The sequence below is a fragment of the Pseudomonas ulcerans genome, from assembly GCF_036324125.1.
In the GTDB taxonomy this organism is placed as follows: Bacteria; Pseudomonadota; Gammaproteobacteria; order Pseudomonadales; family Pseudomonadaceae; genus Aquipseudomonas; species Aquipseudomonas ulcerans.
Genome location: NZ_JAZDQN010000026.1, coordinates 48,137 through 63,313, shown reverse-complemented (window position 1 = coordinate 63,313; position 15,177 = coordinate 48,137). Strand labels below are relative to the sequence as shown.

The 15,177-nt window shown below is 58.9% G+C and carries 19 protein-coding genes; 2 read left to right on the top strand and 17 right to left on the bottom strand.

The window, feature by feature from the left end:
• Window positions 1-62 precede the first annotated feature (62 nt).
• The gene (locus V0R59_RS21155; protein ID WP_330076387.1) at window positions 63-389 is read left to right on the top strand and encodes a hypothetical protein; all 327 of its coding nucleotides are present in this window, start codon (window positions 63-65) and stop codon (window positions 387-389) included.
• A 48-nt stretch (window positions 390-437) separates the two neighbouring features.
• On the opposite strand, the gene V0R59_RS21150 is transcribed toward V0R59_RS21155, so the two are convergent.
• The 5 genes from V0R59_RS21150 to V0R59_RS21130 are packed head-to-tail and all read right to left on the bottom strand — an operon-like array spanning window position 438 to window position 5,070.
• Window positions 438-1,979 (bottom strand): conjugal transfer protein TraG N-terminal domain-containing protein, encoded by a 1,542-nt coding sequence (locus tag V0R59_RS21150; RefSeq protein ID WP_330076386.1) that lies wholly within the window; start codon window positions 1,977-1,979, stop codon window positions 438-440.
• The gene (locus V0R59_RS21145; protein ID WP_110968391.1) at window positions 1,976-2,332 is read right to left on the bottom strand and encodes a hypothetical protein; all 357 of its coding nucleotides are present in this window, start codon (window positions 2,330-2,332) and stop codon (window positions 1,976-1,978) included. Before V0R59_RS21145 ends, V0R59_RS21150 begins: the two co-directional genes overlap by 4 nt.
• Window positions 2,333-2,334: 2 nt before the next feature.
• A complete protein-coding gene (locus tag V0R59_RS21140; RefSeq protein ID WP_330076385.1) occupies window positions 2,335-3,696 on the bottom strand; it encodes an integrating conjugative element protein in 1,362 nt (453 codons plus the stop codon).
• Between the two features lie 19 nt (window positions 3,697-3,715).
• Window positions 3,716-4,651, bottom strand: a complete 936-nt coding sequence (locus V0R59_RS21135) for a TIGR03756 family integrating conjugative element protein (RefSeq protein ID WP_330076384.1) — start codon at window positions 4,649-4,651, stop codon at window positions 3,716-3,718.
• The gene (locus V0R59_RS21130; RefSeq protein WP_330076383.1) at window positions 4,651-5,070 is read right to left on the bottom strand and encodes a TIGR03757 family integrating conjugative element protein; all 420 of its coding nucleotides are present in this window, start codon (window positions 5,068-5,070) and stop codon (window positions 4,651-4,653) included. The genes V0R59_RS21135 and V0R59_RS21130 overlap by 1 nt, the downstream gene beginning before the upstream one ends.
• A 193-nt stretch (window positions 5,071-5,263) precedes the next feature.
• Here V0R59_RS21130 and V0R59_RS21125 point away from each other — a divergent pair, with 193 nt between their 5' ends.
• Window positions 5,264-5,545, top strand: coding sequence for a hypothetical protein (locus V0R59_RS21125; protein WP_330076382.1), 282 nt, complete (start codon window positions 5,264-5,266; stop codon window positions 5,543-5,545).
• A 191-nt stretch (window positions 5,546-5,736) separates the two neighbouring features.
• Here V0R59_RS21125 and V0R59_RS21120 read toward each other — a convergent pair whose 3' ends face one another.
• From V0R59_RS21120 to V0R59_RS21065, 12 genes are read right to left on the bottom strand one after another with little or no spacing between them, the layout of a single operon-like run.
• Complete coding sequence (locus V0R59_RS21120; RefSeq protein ID WP_330076381.1) at window positions 5,737-6,096, bottom strand: hypothetical protein; 360 nt, start codon at window positions 6,094-6,096, stop codon at window positions 5,737-5,739.
• Window positions 6,097-6,104: 8 nt separating this feature from the next.
• Entirely contained in the window at window positions 6,105-6,746 is a 642-nt protein-coding gene (locus tag V0R59_RS21115; protein ID WP_330076380.1) for a DsbA family protein, read from the bottom strand.
• Window positions 6,739-7,044 (bottom strand): hypothetical protein, encoded by a 306-nt coding sequence (locus V0R59_RS21110; protein WP_330076379.1) that lies wholly within the window; start codon window positions 7,042-7,044, stop codon window positions 6,739-6,741. Before V0R59_RS21110 ends, V0R59_RS21115 begins: the two co-directional genes overlap by 8 nt.
• The gene (locus V0R59_RS21105; RefSeq protein WP_375547397.1) at window positions 7,041-10,034 is read right to left on the bottom strand and encodes a conjugative transfer ATPase; all 2,994 of its coding nucleotides are present in this window, start codon (window positions 10,032-10,034) and stop codon (window positions 7,041-7,043) included. Before V0R59_RS21105 ends, V0R59_RS21110 begins: the two co-directional genes overlap by 4 nt.
• Window positions 10,034-10,483 (bottom strand): TIGR03751 family conjugal transfer lipoprotein, encoded by a 450-nt coding sequence (locus V0R59_RS21100; protein WP_330076378.1) that lies wholly within the window; start codon window positions 10,481-10,483, stop codon window positions 10,034-10,036. The genes V0R59_RS21105 and V0R59_RS21100 overlap by 1 nt, the downstream gene beginning before the upstream one ends.
• Window positions 10,461-11,960, bottom strand: a complete 1,500-nt coding sequence (locus V0R59_RS21095) for a TIGR03752 family integrating conjugative element protein (RefSeq protein ID WP_330076377.1) — start codon at window positions 11,958-11,960, stop codon at window positions 10,461-10,463. The genes V0R59_RS21100 and V0R59_RS21095 overlap by 23 nt, the downstream gene beginning before the upstream one ends.
• Window positions 11,941-12,834 (bottom strand): TIGR03749 family integrating conjugative element protein, encoded by an 894-nt coding sequence (locus V0R59_RS21090; protein ID WP_330076376.1) that lies wholly within the window; start codon window positions 12,832-12,834, stop codon window positions 11,941-11,943. Before V0R59_RS21090 ends, V0R59_RS21095 begins: the two co-directional genes overlap by 20 nt.
• Window positions 12,831-13,481, bottom strand: a complete 651-nt coding sequence (locus V0R59_RS21085) for a PFL_4703 family integrating conjugative element protein (protein ID WP_023660749.1) — start codon at window positions 13,479-13,481, stop codon at window positions 12,831-12,833. The genes V0R59_RS21090 and V0R59_RS21085 overlap by 4 nt, the downstream gene beginning before the upstream one ends.
• Window positions 13,482-13,489: 8 nt before the next feature.
• Window positions 13,490-13,873: a TIGR03750 family conjugal transfer protein gene (locus V0R59_RS21080; RefSeq protein ID WP_023660748.1), complete on the bottom strand. Its 384-nt coding sequence runs from the start codon at window positions 13,871-13,873 to the stop codon at window positions 13,490-13,492.
• 13 nt (window positions 13,874-13,886) lie between these two features.
• Window positions 13,887-14,192 (bottom strand): TIGR03745 family integrating conjugative element membrane protein, encoded by a 306-nt coding sequence (locus V0R59_RS21075; RefSeq protein ID WP_330076415.1) that lies wholly within the window; start codon window positions 14,190-14,192, stop codon window positions 13,887-13,889.
• Between the two features lie 60 nt (window positions 14,193-14,252).
• A complete protein-coding gene (locus V0R59_RS21070) occupies window positions 14,253-14,486 on the bottom strand; it encodes a TIGR03758 family integrating conjugative element protein (protein WP_023660746.1) in 234 nt (77 codons plus the stop codon).
• A gap of 2 nt (window positions 14,487-14,488) precedes the next feature.
• Window positions 14,489-14,806: an integrative conjugative element protein, RAQPRD family gene (locus V0R59_RS21065; RefSeq protein WP_028690570.1), complete on the bottom strand. Its 318-nt coding sequence runs from the start codon at window positions 14,804-14,806 to the stop codon at window positions 14,489-14,491.
• Between the last annotated feature and the right edge of the window lie 371 nt (window positions 14,807-15,177).

The following is a 15,177-nucleotide window of genomic DNA, read 5'->3' as shown; positions in this document are numbered from 1 at the left end:
GAAATGCCAAAGGTGTCGTATATCTGATGGCAAGGTGCTCTCGCAGAGCAAGGAGATGGAACATGACCACAGCCGCCAAACGATCGATTGCCTTCCGCTTGGGCCGGGCTCTGGGGAGCGTGGCGCGTTTCTTCATGCATGACATCAATCCGACAGTCCGTTGGGTTAAACGGTTATTCCTAGCCACGGTTATTGCGCTCATTTTAGCCAACTCCATCAGCTGGGTTATGTCGGTGCTACTGACAGTCTTTTCTCTGACTCTCGGCCTGTACGCACTTTCCAAAATTGACCTCGGAAAGGTTGATCTGTTTTCTGAGGATGAAGAGGCACCATACGGTCGGGATGTTTTTGAAAGGCCGCTTGATTCTTATGGTAGGTCAGTTAAATAGATACTGGCTCAATGCTTGCTATATTAAGCCAGTATCACCCTGATGCGCTCAGCTCTTTGACGCCCCTCCAGCAACTGACTTTACTCCGCCCTCAACTAGATTTCCTGCTTTTTGACCTGCCCTTTGCACTGCTCCAGTTCCTTCTGACAGTCCGCTAAGAATTGTCCCTGTTTGCACTCCTGCCCAGCCAAGAGCTAGAATCCAAAAGGTTGGGAGAATGATAAACATCGAACCCATGACGAAGTTCAGAATCGCGTCTTGAGTCGTGGTGTTCAAGCCCATCACTGGATCAAAGGATAAGTGCGGCGAGCCCGAACCATACAAAACGTCGATGATTGTGCTGTCGACCCATCTCGCCAGTTGAAACCAGAAATCTACAAATATTAAGGCGAACATTGTTACTGACATGGTCATGGCAACCTTCAGTTGATACGCTCCGATTATCAGTACCAGGGGAATGCAGATAACCATGGCCATCTTGAGGAAAGCCACTACCATCGGTAATGCTTGACGCACCATGTCCATAGCCGGGAAGAAGGCCAGCGAGCCTACGGCGACCCCCAGTGTTCCCCCTGCACGAGCAAGGCCATTCCAGACGGTTCCGTCGATCTGTCCGCCATAGTCGGTGTAGACGTCGCCGTTGACCTGGCTGGATGGCGAGACGAGCTGGCGAATCATCGAGTCGGTTACTTCCTCCTGGGACAGCCACTTTGCCCATCCGAGGAACTGGTTAAGCAGACTTGGGTCGACCTGGGCTTTCAGTCGGTCCCGTAGGCCGATGTTCCCATCTGACCACCACTGCTTGCAGGTGGGGTACCCACCACCCCCAGTCACCTGAGGCATGCCATCATCTCGTTTCGTGTCATACGGCCAGGATGTACGTGGTGTTTTGGAGTAGTCCGTGTCGTAGTAACCAGCGGTATTCAGCAAGTAGTGGGACCCGATCCAGTTCAGGTCCTGCAGGGCCTTCTGGTCTTTGGCGATCGACCCAATGTCGGGCTGACGCATGAACAGGCGCGCGCGGGAAGGACCGAAGCAATCGTGGGTGAAGTCTGCCACCTCTTGCGCGAGCAGGGGATTGCCGATCCTCATCGCGTCGACCTCCATGCGCATTTGCCTGAGATCCGTACCGCAAGGGATGGCTGCAACAGCACCGCTATTCAAACCCTTGGACAGCGCGTGTACGAGCGCCCACCACACCGGCACCTTCGCGCTCTTGCCGGCCAACGAGCTGAAGGTGGTGTTCCAGCCTGTCTCCGAGGGCGCCGGCGTCAGCACTTGGCACTGCTTCCCTCGCGCCTGGTCGAACTGCAGAGTGTCAAACCCCACGGAGATGGCTGGCACAGCACACAGTGAAACGACCACGTATCCGACGTACAGCTGGGTTTCAATGCGAGCCAGGGACAGCACACCTTTGTTGCCTTCGTCGGCACCTTCTCCTCGTACCTTGATCCACTCACGGGCGACGATGATGATGAAGGGCAGGGCAAACAGCCCCGTGTCGGAGATCATGTCCCAGATCCCGTTGTTGATGATCCACCCTACCAGGGTGAGGTAATACTCCAGGTAGTCGTTTGTATAGAGCGTCATAGCACCTCCGACCACGTGATTGGCGCCTTCGAGATTTCGATTATCACGAACAGCAGGAGCACCAGGAACTCGACCCGCTGAGCGCCTTTAGATGGTTGGCCATCCCCCGTTCCGCGCAGGCGCGCCTTGAGCTTCAACCAGGCGAAGACGATGCTGCCGTAGAGGGCAAGTCGCCATAGCAGCAGTGGCAGGTAATTGCCCTCACGCCACTTCAGCCAAGTGTCGAAAACACCCAGGTGATTGACCGCGATGATGCCGAGCAACACGCTCAGCAGCAGCATCACTACGCTCAAAGCTACGCCCCCGAGCAGGACTTTCAGGGGGTGGACTTTTTTCTCGACATCTTCGGACATGATCACTCCTTGCCGGCAGGTTTCTGCAGCTGAATCATGCGATCCTGTTCAGGCGCCGCGTTGTAAATCGAGCGAGAGCTTTCGGAGCGTGCCTTGCCGCGCTCGATGATTTTCATCGGAGAGTTGTTCGCGAGCTGCTGCCGCATGTCGAGCTCGGTCTTGAGGTTGGTGATGAGTTGCTGAAGCGTGTCGACCTGGCCGAGTGTGGCTTCAACGGCCAGCTTGTTCGCATTCACGTTGGGCTCCTTGCTGCCTGTAATCAGCATGCGCTGCAGCTGCAGCCCTTTCTCCAGGACATCTGCCAGAGCGACCTCGGATGCCAGGCGGGAGGCCAGTACCGCCTGATCCCGCTCGTCACGAAGGGCAGTAACGACCCCGCGGGTAATGGGGAGGGAATCGCTGCTCGCCTCACGCAACTTCTCTGAGGTGATCTGTGTTCCCGGCTTCAAGAGCTCCTGCAGCGCCGCGAGCTTCTTGTCGTATGTTTCCTGGATAAGCGGCGTCAGGCCTACTCCCGGAGTCGAGGTGGTGGTGCAGCCTTCACAGGTTTGGATCTGCTGCTCCCCCAGGACCCGGTTTGCGAACTGGGCGGCTTCGGCCGGAGATTCCCAACTGCCGCACACCAGTCCATTGGAGCAGCTGGCCTGCGGAATGCTCGAGGTGTCCTGAGCTGCGCGGTTATTGAGAAGGTTATAGCCTGCCTTCGCGACGTCCCCGACCACTTTGATAGGCTGCTGACCGTTGCCGCCGGCCTGCTTTCCGCCTACCCAGGTCACGCCGTTGGTTCCAGGCGCTTCCTCGACCTTGTCGACCACTGCTACGGCGTCGTTGCTGGATGCCAGGGCTTGCCCCATCTTTTGCCCCTCTGCAACCTTGCCCCACCCCATCTGACCACCCGCGATGTCGGCCATTCGTTCGGCCATCGCCCTGCAGGTTCCCTTCGATCGGTCGTAGTCGAGGCGCGCCTGCAGGATTCCGTTCGTCAGCAGGTTATAAAGGGCGGGATTGGCCCGCTGCAGGATCAGCGCCGGCAGTGACGTGACTGCGCCGGTCGCGTTCTGGATGACGCTGCCCATGATCTGTTGGAAACCCTGCGTTGCGCCGTTCAGCTGGTTCTGCAGCGTGTTGCTGAGGTCCATGTTTCCGCAGACCAGGTTGTTCTGCCAGCCAGCACCGACGGTGATGCTCTCCATCTGGCCAGCGCTGCCCATCTGGACAGCACTGCCACCACCGATGCTGTAGAGCACGTCGTCTCCGATCACGCTGCCCTGGGATTCGACCTTGATCGGGTCGGCGGCCTCGGCCATGCACCAGGTGCTGGTCATGCCAGCTGCGAGAATGATCGCCATGGATAATTTATTCATTGAGCTCTCCAGTCATATCTCATTGGAAGTCAGTGCTTCCCAGGAAGGTTTGGCCCTTGCGCTGGCAGCATGAGTAGGGCCGCCACAGGGCCCACGCATAGGCTTCGTCGACAGCGTCGGCATTAGGGCCGGGGGAGGGGAATACGGCGCAGGTGGGGCTCATGGTTGGCGTGAGTTGCTGCCACTTTCCTGTGCTGGCATCGCCTTCTTTCAGCTCGCCGGCAGGCCAGTAGCCTGGTTCTGCAAGACCGCGCATTGGCATGTACACGTGGGGTTGACCGACACGGGTGGTGACGTCGCCGGCGCGCTGGGCGATGACAGCACCGGCTTTAAAATCGTCGACTTGGTGGATAAAGCCGCTGCGTGGGTAAACGCTTCCCCACATGTCTGCCGATAGAAGGCCGCCGACTTCACGCATGCCCGGAATCAGGGCCTCCGGGTAAACGGACTCGGGTACTCCGTACCGCCATGCAAGGGTGTCCAGCGTGCTGAGCATGTATGGAACGTAGGGCGTGGTCGCGCCGTGGCAGGAATAGCCAAAGGAACTGGCGAACCGGCTGAACACCGCAGCTCCAGGATGGCCAATAACGTCTGCCTCCTTGAACTTGGCGATGTTGTTCTCGGCGTTGTGGTTGGTTGTTCCATCATTACCGGCTTGCGCTGCCGCATTCGGCGCCCCCATGGGGCTCACCTCTGTCCAAGGGTTTTCCCCGGTATTGGCGTAGGCAGATACCACCGCGTCCGGGATGTAATGCCGGACTTTGGTGGAGGTTTTGACCGTGCAGCCAACAGGGGTGCAGAGCAGCCAGTAGCAGATGCCGACCACTTTGTACTCAAGGCAGGTAGGCGAACTGGTGGAGGCGATAATCGCCGCCGAACTGATGGCCGCTGATGCTGAGAACGGGAGTGATGCTGTAAGAAGACCGGTCAGGGTGAGTCTGGAGATTCGTCCCATCATTGCCCCCTTGCACGGTTGATGGTCTGCATGGCTGCTGCCACGTCGGGTTGGCCGTACACCACATACCGGCGATCGACGACCACCGCCGGCACCTTCGAAACACCGACACTCCAGGCATCAGCATTTCCCTGCTGGGCGGTGGCCAGCTGTTGCATCAGTGCGGCACCTGCCGGAGTGCTCATCAGCCGTCGTGCGGCGAGAGCGGCCTGGTGAGGGTTAGGTGGCAGCTCTCGGGACAACTGCTCTTCGATGCGCTGTTGGTCATCGAGCTTGATGACACGCACATCTGCTGGTACGTAGGTCAGTGGGTGCGCTGAGTCTGTTATGGCCCAGATCTCGGCATGGGCGGTGCCGGTGGCCAACGCGACAACGAGCAAGGGGACTGCTCGCCATGAGGGCGGGGGGGGATTGAACATGGGACTGCACCTGAATTGGGGACCGATACAGGAAAACGGATCGGCCCACCAGGCGCAGTAGGAAATAGATATCCGAGGGTGCTTGGATTTATTGGGGAGTTAGGTCGGGTGGAACAGACGGAGCGCTTTTGCCGTGGCAGGGTTGTGGATATGGCTCATACTGCCTGGATTGTCACTTACCCTGGGACGGGACATGCGCAACAGAGGTCAAATTTTCTGGGAGTGGGCAGATCCAGATCTGCACTTCAGAAACTTCGATGAGAGGATGGCGGATGGCTCCCTCATTAACATCCAGGTACGGGTCTCAAAGGCGAACCAGACTCAGCTGTTTCTCGGGATTTATGCCCAAGATGGTGAGTTGCTGCTCGAGGAGGGCTATTTGGACTGCAAAGATCAGACGATGACTACGGCAATGTCATGGGCGCTTCAGCGCGCTTATTCCTGGATGACAACGGGCAAGCTGTCCGACCGATAGACGGTTGGTGTCAGTTCAATGCATACCCACCAACCCAGAAATAGCGACCATTCTCGGCATAGATGAACCATCGGTTGAAGAGTTTCGCCAGGAAACCCATCGGCTGAAGGATGGCGCGTGGCTAGTCCAGTTTGCCTACTGGATGCCCCAGGAGTTGCGACAAGGCCTCACCGGGAGTTTCACCCTGACCGTCACACCTCCTCGAGGTCCTCTTGATCGCCGAGAGCTTGAGTGAGTTGTTGTCGATCGCTCGGTGAGGACCTGTCGCGCTGCAGGTTTAGCTCGAGCACTGTCCCCGGCGCCGGCGCATACCAGTCGACGATCACGAAGCGTCCTTTGCCTGTAGCAGCGTCGTACTCCATGAGTACGCAGTCGTCATTCCACTCCTGGAGAGCCCAGCTTAGCTCAGAGTGTGAGGGTGACTCTTCCCCAGCCCCAGCCGGCTCAAGCTGAAACCATCCATGGCCAGAGCCTGCGCTGGGAAAGAACCTGCTTGGCAGGTTGCTTTCTTCTTCATTGTTGTCGTTGCGCAATACCGTGAGTTTGAACATTACCTGGACTAGTCCTTGCGCAGTGGGGCCTGGGCGGCGAGGGCATCGATGACCGACAACAGCGCGGCGCTGTCCACAGGGCCCTCCAGACGCATGCTATGCCCCGTCAAACTGTCGGTGACCTCGATCGTAGGGGTAGCGCCAATGCCGCGGCTCTTGGCCACAGCAATCTGTCCCTCAACAACTCCACGGATGTCCATGCTTGCTCTAGCGCAACTGGAAAGGGCCTCGGTGGACACGCCGGGCACCTCCAGTTCCTCAGCGAGTCCTTGTCCATCACCCCGTGTGCGCAGCAGAACCAGTTCGATCGCCTGCCAGAATACCGCCGCCCCGCCTAAGTAGCCTGCGCATTGAACGAGTCGCGCCTCCGATTGTGCGGCAACTCCATGGATATCGAGGGGAAAATGGTGCCACGCGAGCTTGACATTCTCTTGCCCGCTCACCCAGTGCTTCAGTTGCGGGGTGTATGCCCTGCAATAAGGGCATTCGAGGTCTGCATACTCAGTGATCACCCACCTGGCATTCGCGGGGCCGAAATACCACGTTTCATCAGGGCTTCGGGCATTTGGAGTCGCTGCAAATTTCCATATAACGCCTGCGCCCGCGATCGCCATGATGATGAACACGGAAAAAATCCTGAGATCAAACATTCGCACCCTCCGACTTACCAGGATGAGCTTCAGGTTGGCCGAGTTTCTCCAGGGCGATTTGGAGATCCTGGATTGCCCCGTCCGGTTGAGGATGCTGCTTCAGCCACTCATCCAACACGCACTGAACCAGGGGAATGATGTCGCGACGATCGAGGGCGTTATTTTTGATCTGTTGCAGCTCGTCAATGAGCACTGGTGCGCAAACCGACAGCGACTGGAGTGTGTCGTGCCCGGGGTCTTTGAGCAGCTGGGTCAGGTTATCAATGATGTTCTGGGTCAGGGTATTCATGACTCTCATGCCACGCGCTCCACGGCCTTCTTTTGTTCGGGAAAGGTGATGGGGAAGGGGGTGATACCGCGTTTACGGTCCAGGTCTGCGGCCACCTGCAGCGCGGCATGTAATTCATCGCAGCCGAGCGCTTGCATGGTTTCATAACGTTGCCGCTTTTCTTCTGGCTCGGTCATGGCCAAGGCGAGGCATAAGCTGGGCGGCACTACCCGGAACAGCATCTCGATCCGCTTGGCCAGGACGATGCCCTCGGTGAACTTGCCGTTCTCCTTCCTTGCCGAGAGCATCATCGTCTTCTGTGCCGGCGTGAGCTCACGGAAGCGCGCGATCTTCTCCACCTCGTCGGGCGGCATGTTCAAGCAGATCCACCACTCGATCATGTTGAGCAGCGCGGATGCTTCTGGGGGGATGTCGTCGACGTTCTGGGTTGCCATCCAGTACCAGGCACCCAATTTTCGCCACATCTTGGTGATCTTCACCGAGTACGGGGAGAGCAATGGAACTTTCAATGGGATGTGGCCTTCGTCGGTGAAGGCAATAAGTGGTCGACCTTTGAACTGGTCCCGCTCCGCAATGTTGTTGATGGTGTTCAGCAGTGAGATGTAGGCGATGGCCATCTGGGCCTGATAACCCTCACGCGCGTAGGTAGCCAGGTCAACGATCGTGATGTCAGCTTCCGGCCAGGCGGTACCAGGACGGTTGAACATCTCGGCTTCTGTACCCATGGTGAACATCCCCATGGCCTCGGCCATCTCCATGAATCGGTTGCGCCGGCTTTCAGGGAGTTTGTCGTCGCTGGCCATCGCTTGCAGCGCTGCGCTGATGTCTTCAGTGAGCACTGGACGGCTCTCGCTGACACACAGTTCAGCCGCGTTGAGGATGCACTGGCGGATGGCGCTGCGGTCAGCCCGAGTGAGGCGAGCATCTTCCTTGGACTCGCCGCCTGTGATCATCAATCGGGCAGTGATCTCCAGCTCGCCCAAGATATCCCGCTGCTCGTCCTCCATCCCCGCCAGGGCATCGGCCAAGTGTTGGTCCGAAGCATCCACGTCCGCCGCATTCAGAACCTTGACCTGGTCCTTGTTTTTGACGAGTTGCACCGCGTCGACGAACGGGGCGAGGCTAACGCCGCTGCCGGGCGCGAGCCGCACTCGGTTTACGGTCAGGCCGAGCCGCTTGGCGAAATCACCTAGCAGACCGAAGCTGTTGCCAGCCTCGATGATGAAGAACCTTGGGCGATAAAGTGCAATGGCTTGCATGATCAGGTAGTTGGCTGTCGCAGACTTACCCGCACCGGTGGGCCCAAACAAGAACAAGTGGGCGTTCATCTGGCGATCAAGCTTGTTCAATGGGTCGAAGGTCAGCGTTGCCCCACCCCTGTTGGATAGCGTAAAGCCGGGGTTACCTGTTCCAGTGGAGCGCCCCCATACTGGGGCCAGGTTCGCGATGTGCTGGGTAAACATCAGCTGGGTGTACCAATCCAAGGCACGGTTTTCATTCGGATCGAAATTGCACGGTAACCACCGCAGGTAGCTGTTCAGAGGAGCTACCTCGTCCTGTGGCTGGACTGGCTGCATGCCGGCGCCGAGGAGGACGTTGCACAAGCTGGTCGTGCGCTCCTCGAGCACAGCTTTATTCTGACCTCGGAGGAAGAAAGCAACACTGCCCCTGTAGAGCTTGTGCTTGCGGCCGAGGATGGAGCGTGCCGTTTGAACGTCATCCCGGGTGTGGCTGGACGCCTGGGTGTCGCCGATGGCCTTCCTGGAGAGTTGTTCAAGATGCCCTTCCAGCAGATCCTGTGGCGTCGGGACCATGGTGATGCACAGCACGGTATCCTCAGGCAGACGGTCGAATAGCGAGTTCAAGGAATCTGCCTGCTTGGTCTCACCGGTCAGGTGCCCGGTGAGGGGAGCATTTTTCAGGCGATCGAGTATCACAACTCGGTGTGGCATGCCGTCGAATGACCAAAGGCCGCTGTCGACATCCGAACGCGGCTCTCGGTAGAACAAGTTCTCCGAAAAGTCGGTACCGCTTGCCACTGGAAGCTCACCCTCATCGAGCTCGCGGGGTGGTTGGCAAACTGTGTCGTAAAATCGACGGATATCGCGATCAGTCGAGCCCAGGTGATCAGGGTGTGGGTTGAACCAGCCCACGAGCCAGCGCTTGACTGCGTGGCCATCCATACGTTTGGTTGTAACGCCGGCGTTGGCCAGGGATCCTTTAAGACGATCGCAGATTGACTTGAGGTAGGCGGCTGGATCCTGTCCGCGAACCACGAGGTCCTGTTTCTTTACCCGGCGGTACACCACCAGGCGGACTTTCCGGGTCTGTCCACGCCACGGGAGATTGCTGACTGCGGTGTCGACGAACAACCCACCCGGCTTGGAGATGGATTCGAGGTGGTGGCGGAACAGCGCGAGGTACAACTTAGTGAAATCCGTGTTCTCAGCCCGCGGCTGGACGTAGGCCTTGAGTCTTTGCAGGTAGTCACCCCAGTCTGTTTCGTCCTGGGCGTAGAGCTGGACTACCCAGTGGGAGCTTTCCAGCTCGTCGAAGCTGTCCTGCAGGACACCCTGCAACGCATCTCGGGCTTGTTGAAGCCAACTGTCGGATCGCCCCTCGGTGCCGATCGGGACAAGCTCGAAGAACGCGGCCCTGGAGATGCCATCCTCGAGGAGCATGGCTTCCTCCTCGGGCAGGTATTCTGCCCATGGCAGCATGTCCACGAACGACGGGTTGACCTCGTACATCCTCGACACGTCCGCTTTTGTCGCCGGGCGACGTTTGGGGTTCTGCCAGTCGATGGGGGACGGGATGCCCATGGACTCCAGGCGGGTGATGTACCGGTCAGTCGCAGCCTGGCGGTCCTCTTCGCTGAAGGTCGTACTGGCCGTTGCGGGAAAGTCGTCGACTGGCTCGTGCCCGGCAGTTGTCTGGCCAAGCACGGGCTCGATCGGCGTTACAGGGGCTTTGCCCAGCCATTTGCTGATTATCTGCATCAGTATTCCTCCGTCCGCTCGCCTGGCATGGCGTACTGCACCCGTTGATACATTGGGAACACCGTGGTGTAGCCCGGGACCGGTACCGGGTCCGTTCCAGCCAGGTGCGGGAACACGTACATCACCAGGTCAGGATTCGGCAGGCGCTTGAACTGGCTGTAAGTCTCGTTCTGGGGTGTGCGAGTGAAGGCGTCAGCACCTGTCTGTTGGCGAACCACCTGCGCCTCATCGAGCGGCCGACGAAGCTCTTGGCGAGCATCCAGTAGCATTCTGCTGTTGGAGCTGCCAGAGCTCCCGCCAGACGTGCCGTGTTGCCAGACGTCCATCATGTTGGCTTCCCCGTGGGGCAGCAGCTCGTCTTTGTCAGTCGTACATCCGCCGAGAATGAGGGCGAGCACGAGCCAGGCCCCGGCCTGCAGGTGGGGCTTAGTCCAGGTTTGCGGATACATGGTTGGCTCCGGCGTTGTAATCGACCTTGCGGCCTTTGATCTCGTAGTCGATGGCGAGCTGCTGGTCCAGATGCACGGCGACCTTTGCCCCGGGCTGGACGTACACGGCGGCGAATGCTTCGCCGTAGAGTTTGTTCATCCATGAGCGGATGTCGCTGACCCCGCCGGTGAGGATGGCGCCCATGGCGGAGTTCCCCGAGGAGCCCGTGGTCCCGAAGGATGTTCCGCCACTGCTGAAGGTCGTCGAGCTGTTTTGCTCATCAGCTTTCAACAGTTTGGCGATGCCGGCGCCTGCGGCCGTCACTAGGGATTGATTGGTCAAGTACTCCTTGGCGTTGGATCGGCGCTCGCCGGAAATGCAAGGGATCCCGTAGGAGTCGCTGATCCAGCCGAGTCCGCCCTGGATCGCAGGTTGACCGTTCCCGTTACTGCTGTTCTGGTTGTTGTTCTGGCTGCCGTTGGCCTCCTCTGCCGGGGCAGGGAACGAACGGACCGTGCCGTCGGCGAACACGAAGGTCAGGCTCCGGACTTGCCCGCGCACGCAAGACAACGTCCAGTCGCCCGAGGCGGTGCCGCTGGCGACTGCGCCGACGACGTCAGGAAGCTCGATGCCGTTTGCGGTTAGGTTGTCCGGGCCGATCATGACCTTGAAGGGGAAGGGATCATTGACCGTTCCATCAATCGGTACGCGACCAATGAGCGCCGACATGGCCACCGACCCCATCAACGTCGAGTTCTGAGGCAAGGTATAGGCTTTGCGCACTTGCTTGCGGGTATCCTGTGGAGATACCTCCGCACCGACGCTCTGCGCCGTCGCGCTGAGAACGGTCTGACCTTTGTCCAGGGTGTTGCCAAAGCTGGTGGGGAAATTGAAACCGCTAGCCGCCTGGGCGGAGCCGGGCTGAAGTGGTTTACCGCTAGCGTCCACGGCAGTGGCGTCGGTCGGCTCCACCCACACGAGGCCATTGGATTTCGCACCCTTGTCGAACCCTGCGCCGTCACCAGGTTGTACGCCAAGCCCGATAGGCAGGTCTTGTCCAGTGGCATTGGGGTTCTGCGACAGGTTATCCAACTGACGCTGGAATTGGTCCAGTAGGCCCAGGCTCTGGTTTTTAACCTGCTCTTGCAGCTCACCCTTCGCATCATTCAGCTTGCTGTCGACATTCTGATCTATGCGCGAGAGCCGGAGCTGGAGCTCTGCGTTCTGGTCCTTGAGTTCTTTGTTGTCGGTCAGCACTTTCGCGATCTGGTCTTTCACTTCCCGACTTTCAGCGACCACTGTGCGGAGAGTGTCGGCCGGGGTATCACCGTCCACCCCTAACTTGCGTGCGGTGTCGCCGCCGATGATGATCGGCTCATCTTCAGGAGCCTTCACCTCTTCTTTTTTACTCCCGCCCTTGAACAGGATGATGAGCACGACGATCAGCACCGGAATGAGCAGGTACTTGAGGAGTGGATTACTTTTCAGACTGCCCACGGCGCCCTCCTGCTTTCGGATCAATTTGGCTGACCGAGGACGGCAGCAGAGCCTCTTTCAGCCCTTTGCCTTGGGTGACCAGGTAAAGCGTGGTGGTATCGCTGGCGTTTCCGCGAGCCCCAAGGTACTGGTGCTGGAATGTCGCTGTGGTGAAATTACCCATCAGCTCTGTGGCATTCATCGTCAGCTGCTGGGCGCTCAGGTTCCTCAGCTTGACCGCAGTGACGTAGCTGTTGTCGAGGCGCCAAGCCCCCAGGATTGATGCCTCCACCGGCAATACCGGCAACAAAGTGCTCAGATCCAGGGCCCGGTCAACACGCACCTGGCTGATGCCGGCGACAGGCTCAACGGTCCGAAGTGGGGCGTACAGCATTTGTGCCGCATAGCGGGTCAGAGCCACAGGCGCTGGAGTCTCATGGCGGGGGGGCGGCGGAACATCCTCTTCCTCCTCCGACGTCGCGGATCGCTTCGTCGGAGTTCGTGCGGAGGTGGTAACGCCGTAGTAGGTGGAAGCGGCCGCACCGGCGACGATCTTGGCGGGCTCGAGCTTGGCTTGGCCCTCTGCCGCCGGTGTTGCGGCAATATCCACCAGCATGATCTCGCCGGTGGCCACGTTCTGCAGTTGGAGCCGAGTCGGTGGAATTTCTTGGCTGGCCAAGAGGTAGACCGCGCCACCGGTGCTCTGGATGCGCAGCGTGCCGACAAGTTGGGGAGGCATCCCAACGCGCACGTTTTGGTCGACGAACACAATGCGCTCTTGCCCGACAATCAGCGGGATTGCCATGGGGATACGGTCCCACTGCAGTAGCTCTACCGCTTTCACATCGGCAACTGCGAAGAGGCCCAGAGCAAGAAGCCAGGCGCGCAGATTCATGGCTTCACCCCGGTGGCTTGCAGATCAACCTCGATGCGTTGTGGGTTGGATGCGTAGCAGTTCCACATCAACCCGAATGGATTTTTCTCTGGGTTGACGTCGGCACGGACAATGGACAATGGGTAGCGGGTCATGGCGCGCTTGACCCGCTCCCCGTTCACCGACTCGTCAGCGAGCAGATCTAGGTTGACTGTCCAATCGTTGATCCCGATTTCTTCTACGCGCAGCACGCCAGGGTCGGTCAGCCCGTGACCCGGGATTTCTGAGACGTTCCGCTCACGGCGACGCAGCTCACCGGCGTTACGGCGCATCTCGTAGTCTTTCTTCAAGTATTCCTTGCAACCAGGGGTAACGTAGGAGGCCAGGCGTTCGATGTTGTCCTGGTAGTCGTCGTCCCCATTCTTCTCCCAGCGCTGCATCTGCTGGAAGATATAGAATCCGAAGGCGTACACGTTCTCTGGCGGCACTTCCCACCATTTGCGAGTGCTGCCGGAGCGGAGGTCCGGCGGCACATGCACGGTCAGGTCTTCGGGGGCTTTGTGCCAGCCGTAGAACGCAAAAAGACTGACTGCGCCCAGCACAATGACCGCGATTCGCAAGCTAAGGATGTGTGCCTGCTGAGCATCCACTCGTTTTCGAAAACTCATGAAGATCCCTACTTTCCTGTACGACGGCATGTCCACGCACCCTTCCGGGTGACCAACTGGGGGCCACCGAGGAAGGGGAGGTGTTGAGCCTTATAGAACTGGAGCTGGCGGTAAAACCATGTGTCCGGCCGGCCGCGCTTCATCTTCCGGAGGATTCGGCTTGCCACGGTCAAGCCCAGAGCTCCACCTACAAGAGCGCAAGCGATGAAAAGAGCTGGGTTGCCGAACAAGAACGACACAGGGATGCCCAGAATCACTCCGACCCCCCCACAAACACCGACCGTTCCCCACATTTCATCAGCAGTGAGGCCGCCCATGACGATGGGCTGCCTATTCAGGTTGTGGGGGAGGAAGTCGAGCGTTCCATCCTTCAGGTAAGTGGTCTCAGCCATGTCGCATCACCAGTTAGAGGACGCCGGTAGCTTTGGTGACCATGAAGATGCCAACGCCGATCAGACAGATCCCGACAACGGCGGTGAGCCCCAGGTCTCGCCACTTTTTCTTGCCCTCATGGATATCGTGGTAAACGCCGTAGGCATGGGAGGCGACCCCCACCATCATGCCTCCGAGCAGAAACAGCCCGATAAGCATGAAACCGTCGTAACCATAGTTCTGGATGGTTTGCAGCCAGCTCGTTCCCTCGCCGCGTGTGGGGGCTTGTGCTCCTGGCAAGGCGGCAGCGGCAATGACTGGGTGCAGACCAATGATCATTGCGGCGGCGCCGGTGAGTGACTTGGTGATGGTGCGGATAGACATCGGTTAGCTCCTTGGCTAGCTGAGAACGAGTGTGGAGAGGATCAGCAGGAGGACGATGACCTTGACGGTCGACGCGGCTGCAATGTTTCTGTCGATGTTCTGGGTCGCCCAGCCCCGGTAGATGCTGTACAGCGCCCAGGCACCCCAAAGGGTCGACAGTGCGATGACGGTGCCTACGAACAGCACGGTGCTGGCCTGCGGGGTGATGCCGCTGGCAGCGTTGAAAGCTGCGACTTGAGTGCCGCTCATGCTCATGGCATCCGCCCGCCGGTGAGGGTGTATTTTCCCGCCAGCTCTGCCGGATCCCGTGGCTGTGCGCGACTTGGGGTCAGGTACTCTTGCAGGCCCTGGCGAACGCGCTGGATATCGCCGGCCAGACGTTCATAGTCGAAGTAGTAGCGCTGGCCAGGTTCGCTGGCGATCGTGGCGCTGCGGCGAGCTGAGTCCTCCAGCGCGTTCAGTTGGCGGATCATCACCTCGATGTTGGCCTGTTCTGATGCACCGGCCGCCTGAGCGCTGGGTATTAGTGAGAAGCCGCCGCTGACGCTGATCAGCGCGCCAAGCAGGATTCGGCGAGGAGATACAAGGAGGAGGGATGGCTTGTTCACGGCTGGGCTCTGGGACGACTGACTGTGGATGTCAGAATGCCGAGACCAGGTGGGGGACGCCTCAAGAAATACTTATCTGGGGGCCGTAGAATTTTTTCTCGAGGCCAATCAGGCTTTGAAACCGTACAATTAACCTGTCTCGATAAGGCAGCTGATCAGCCCAGTTCGGCCTGAGCCCACTGCATCGATTACGATGAGCCGGAGTCAAGCCAGGGAGTTGGTGTACTGGAATACTGATCTGTGGGGACTCGTATGCCGCAGCAAAAAACTTATTCGCCGGCGTTTGATACTTGGGTCTCGGACTTTCTCGATGTGCGTTTCCGAGATGAGGG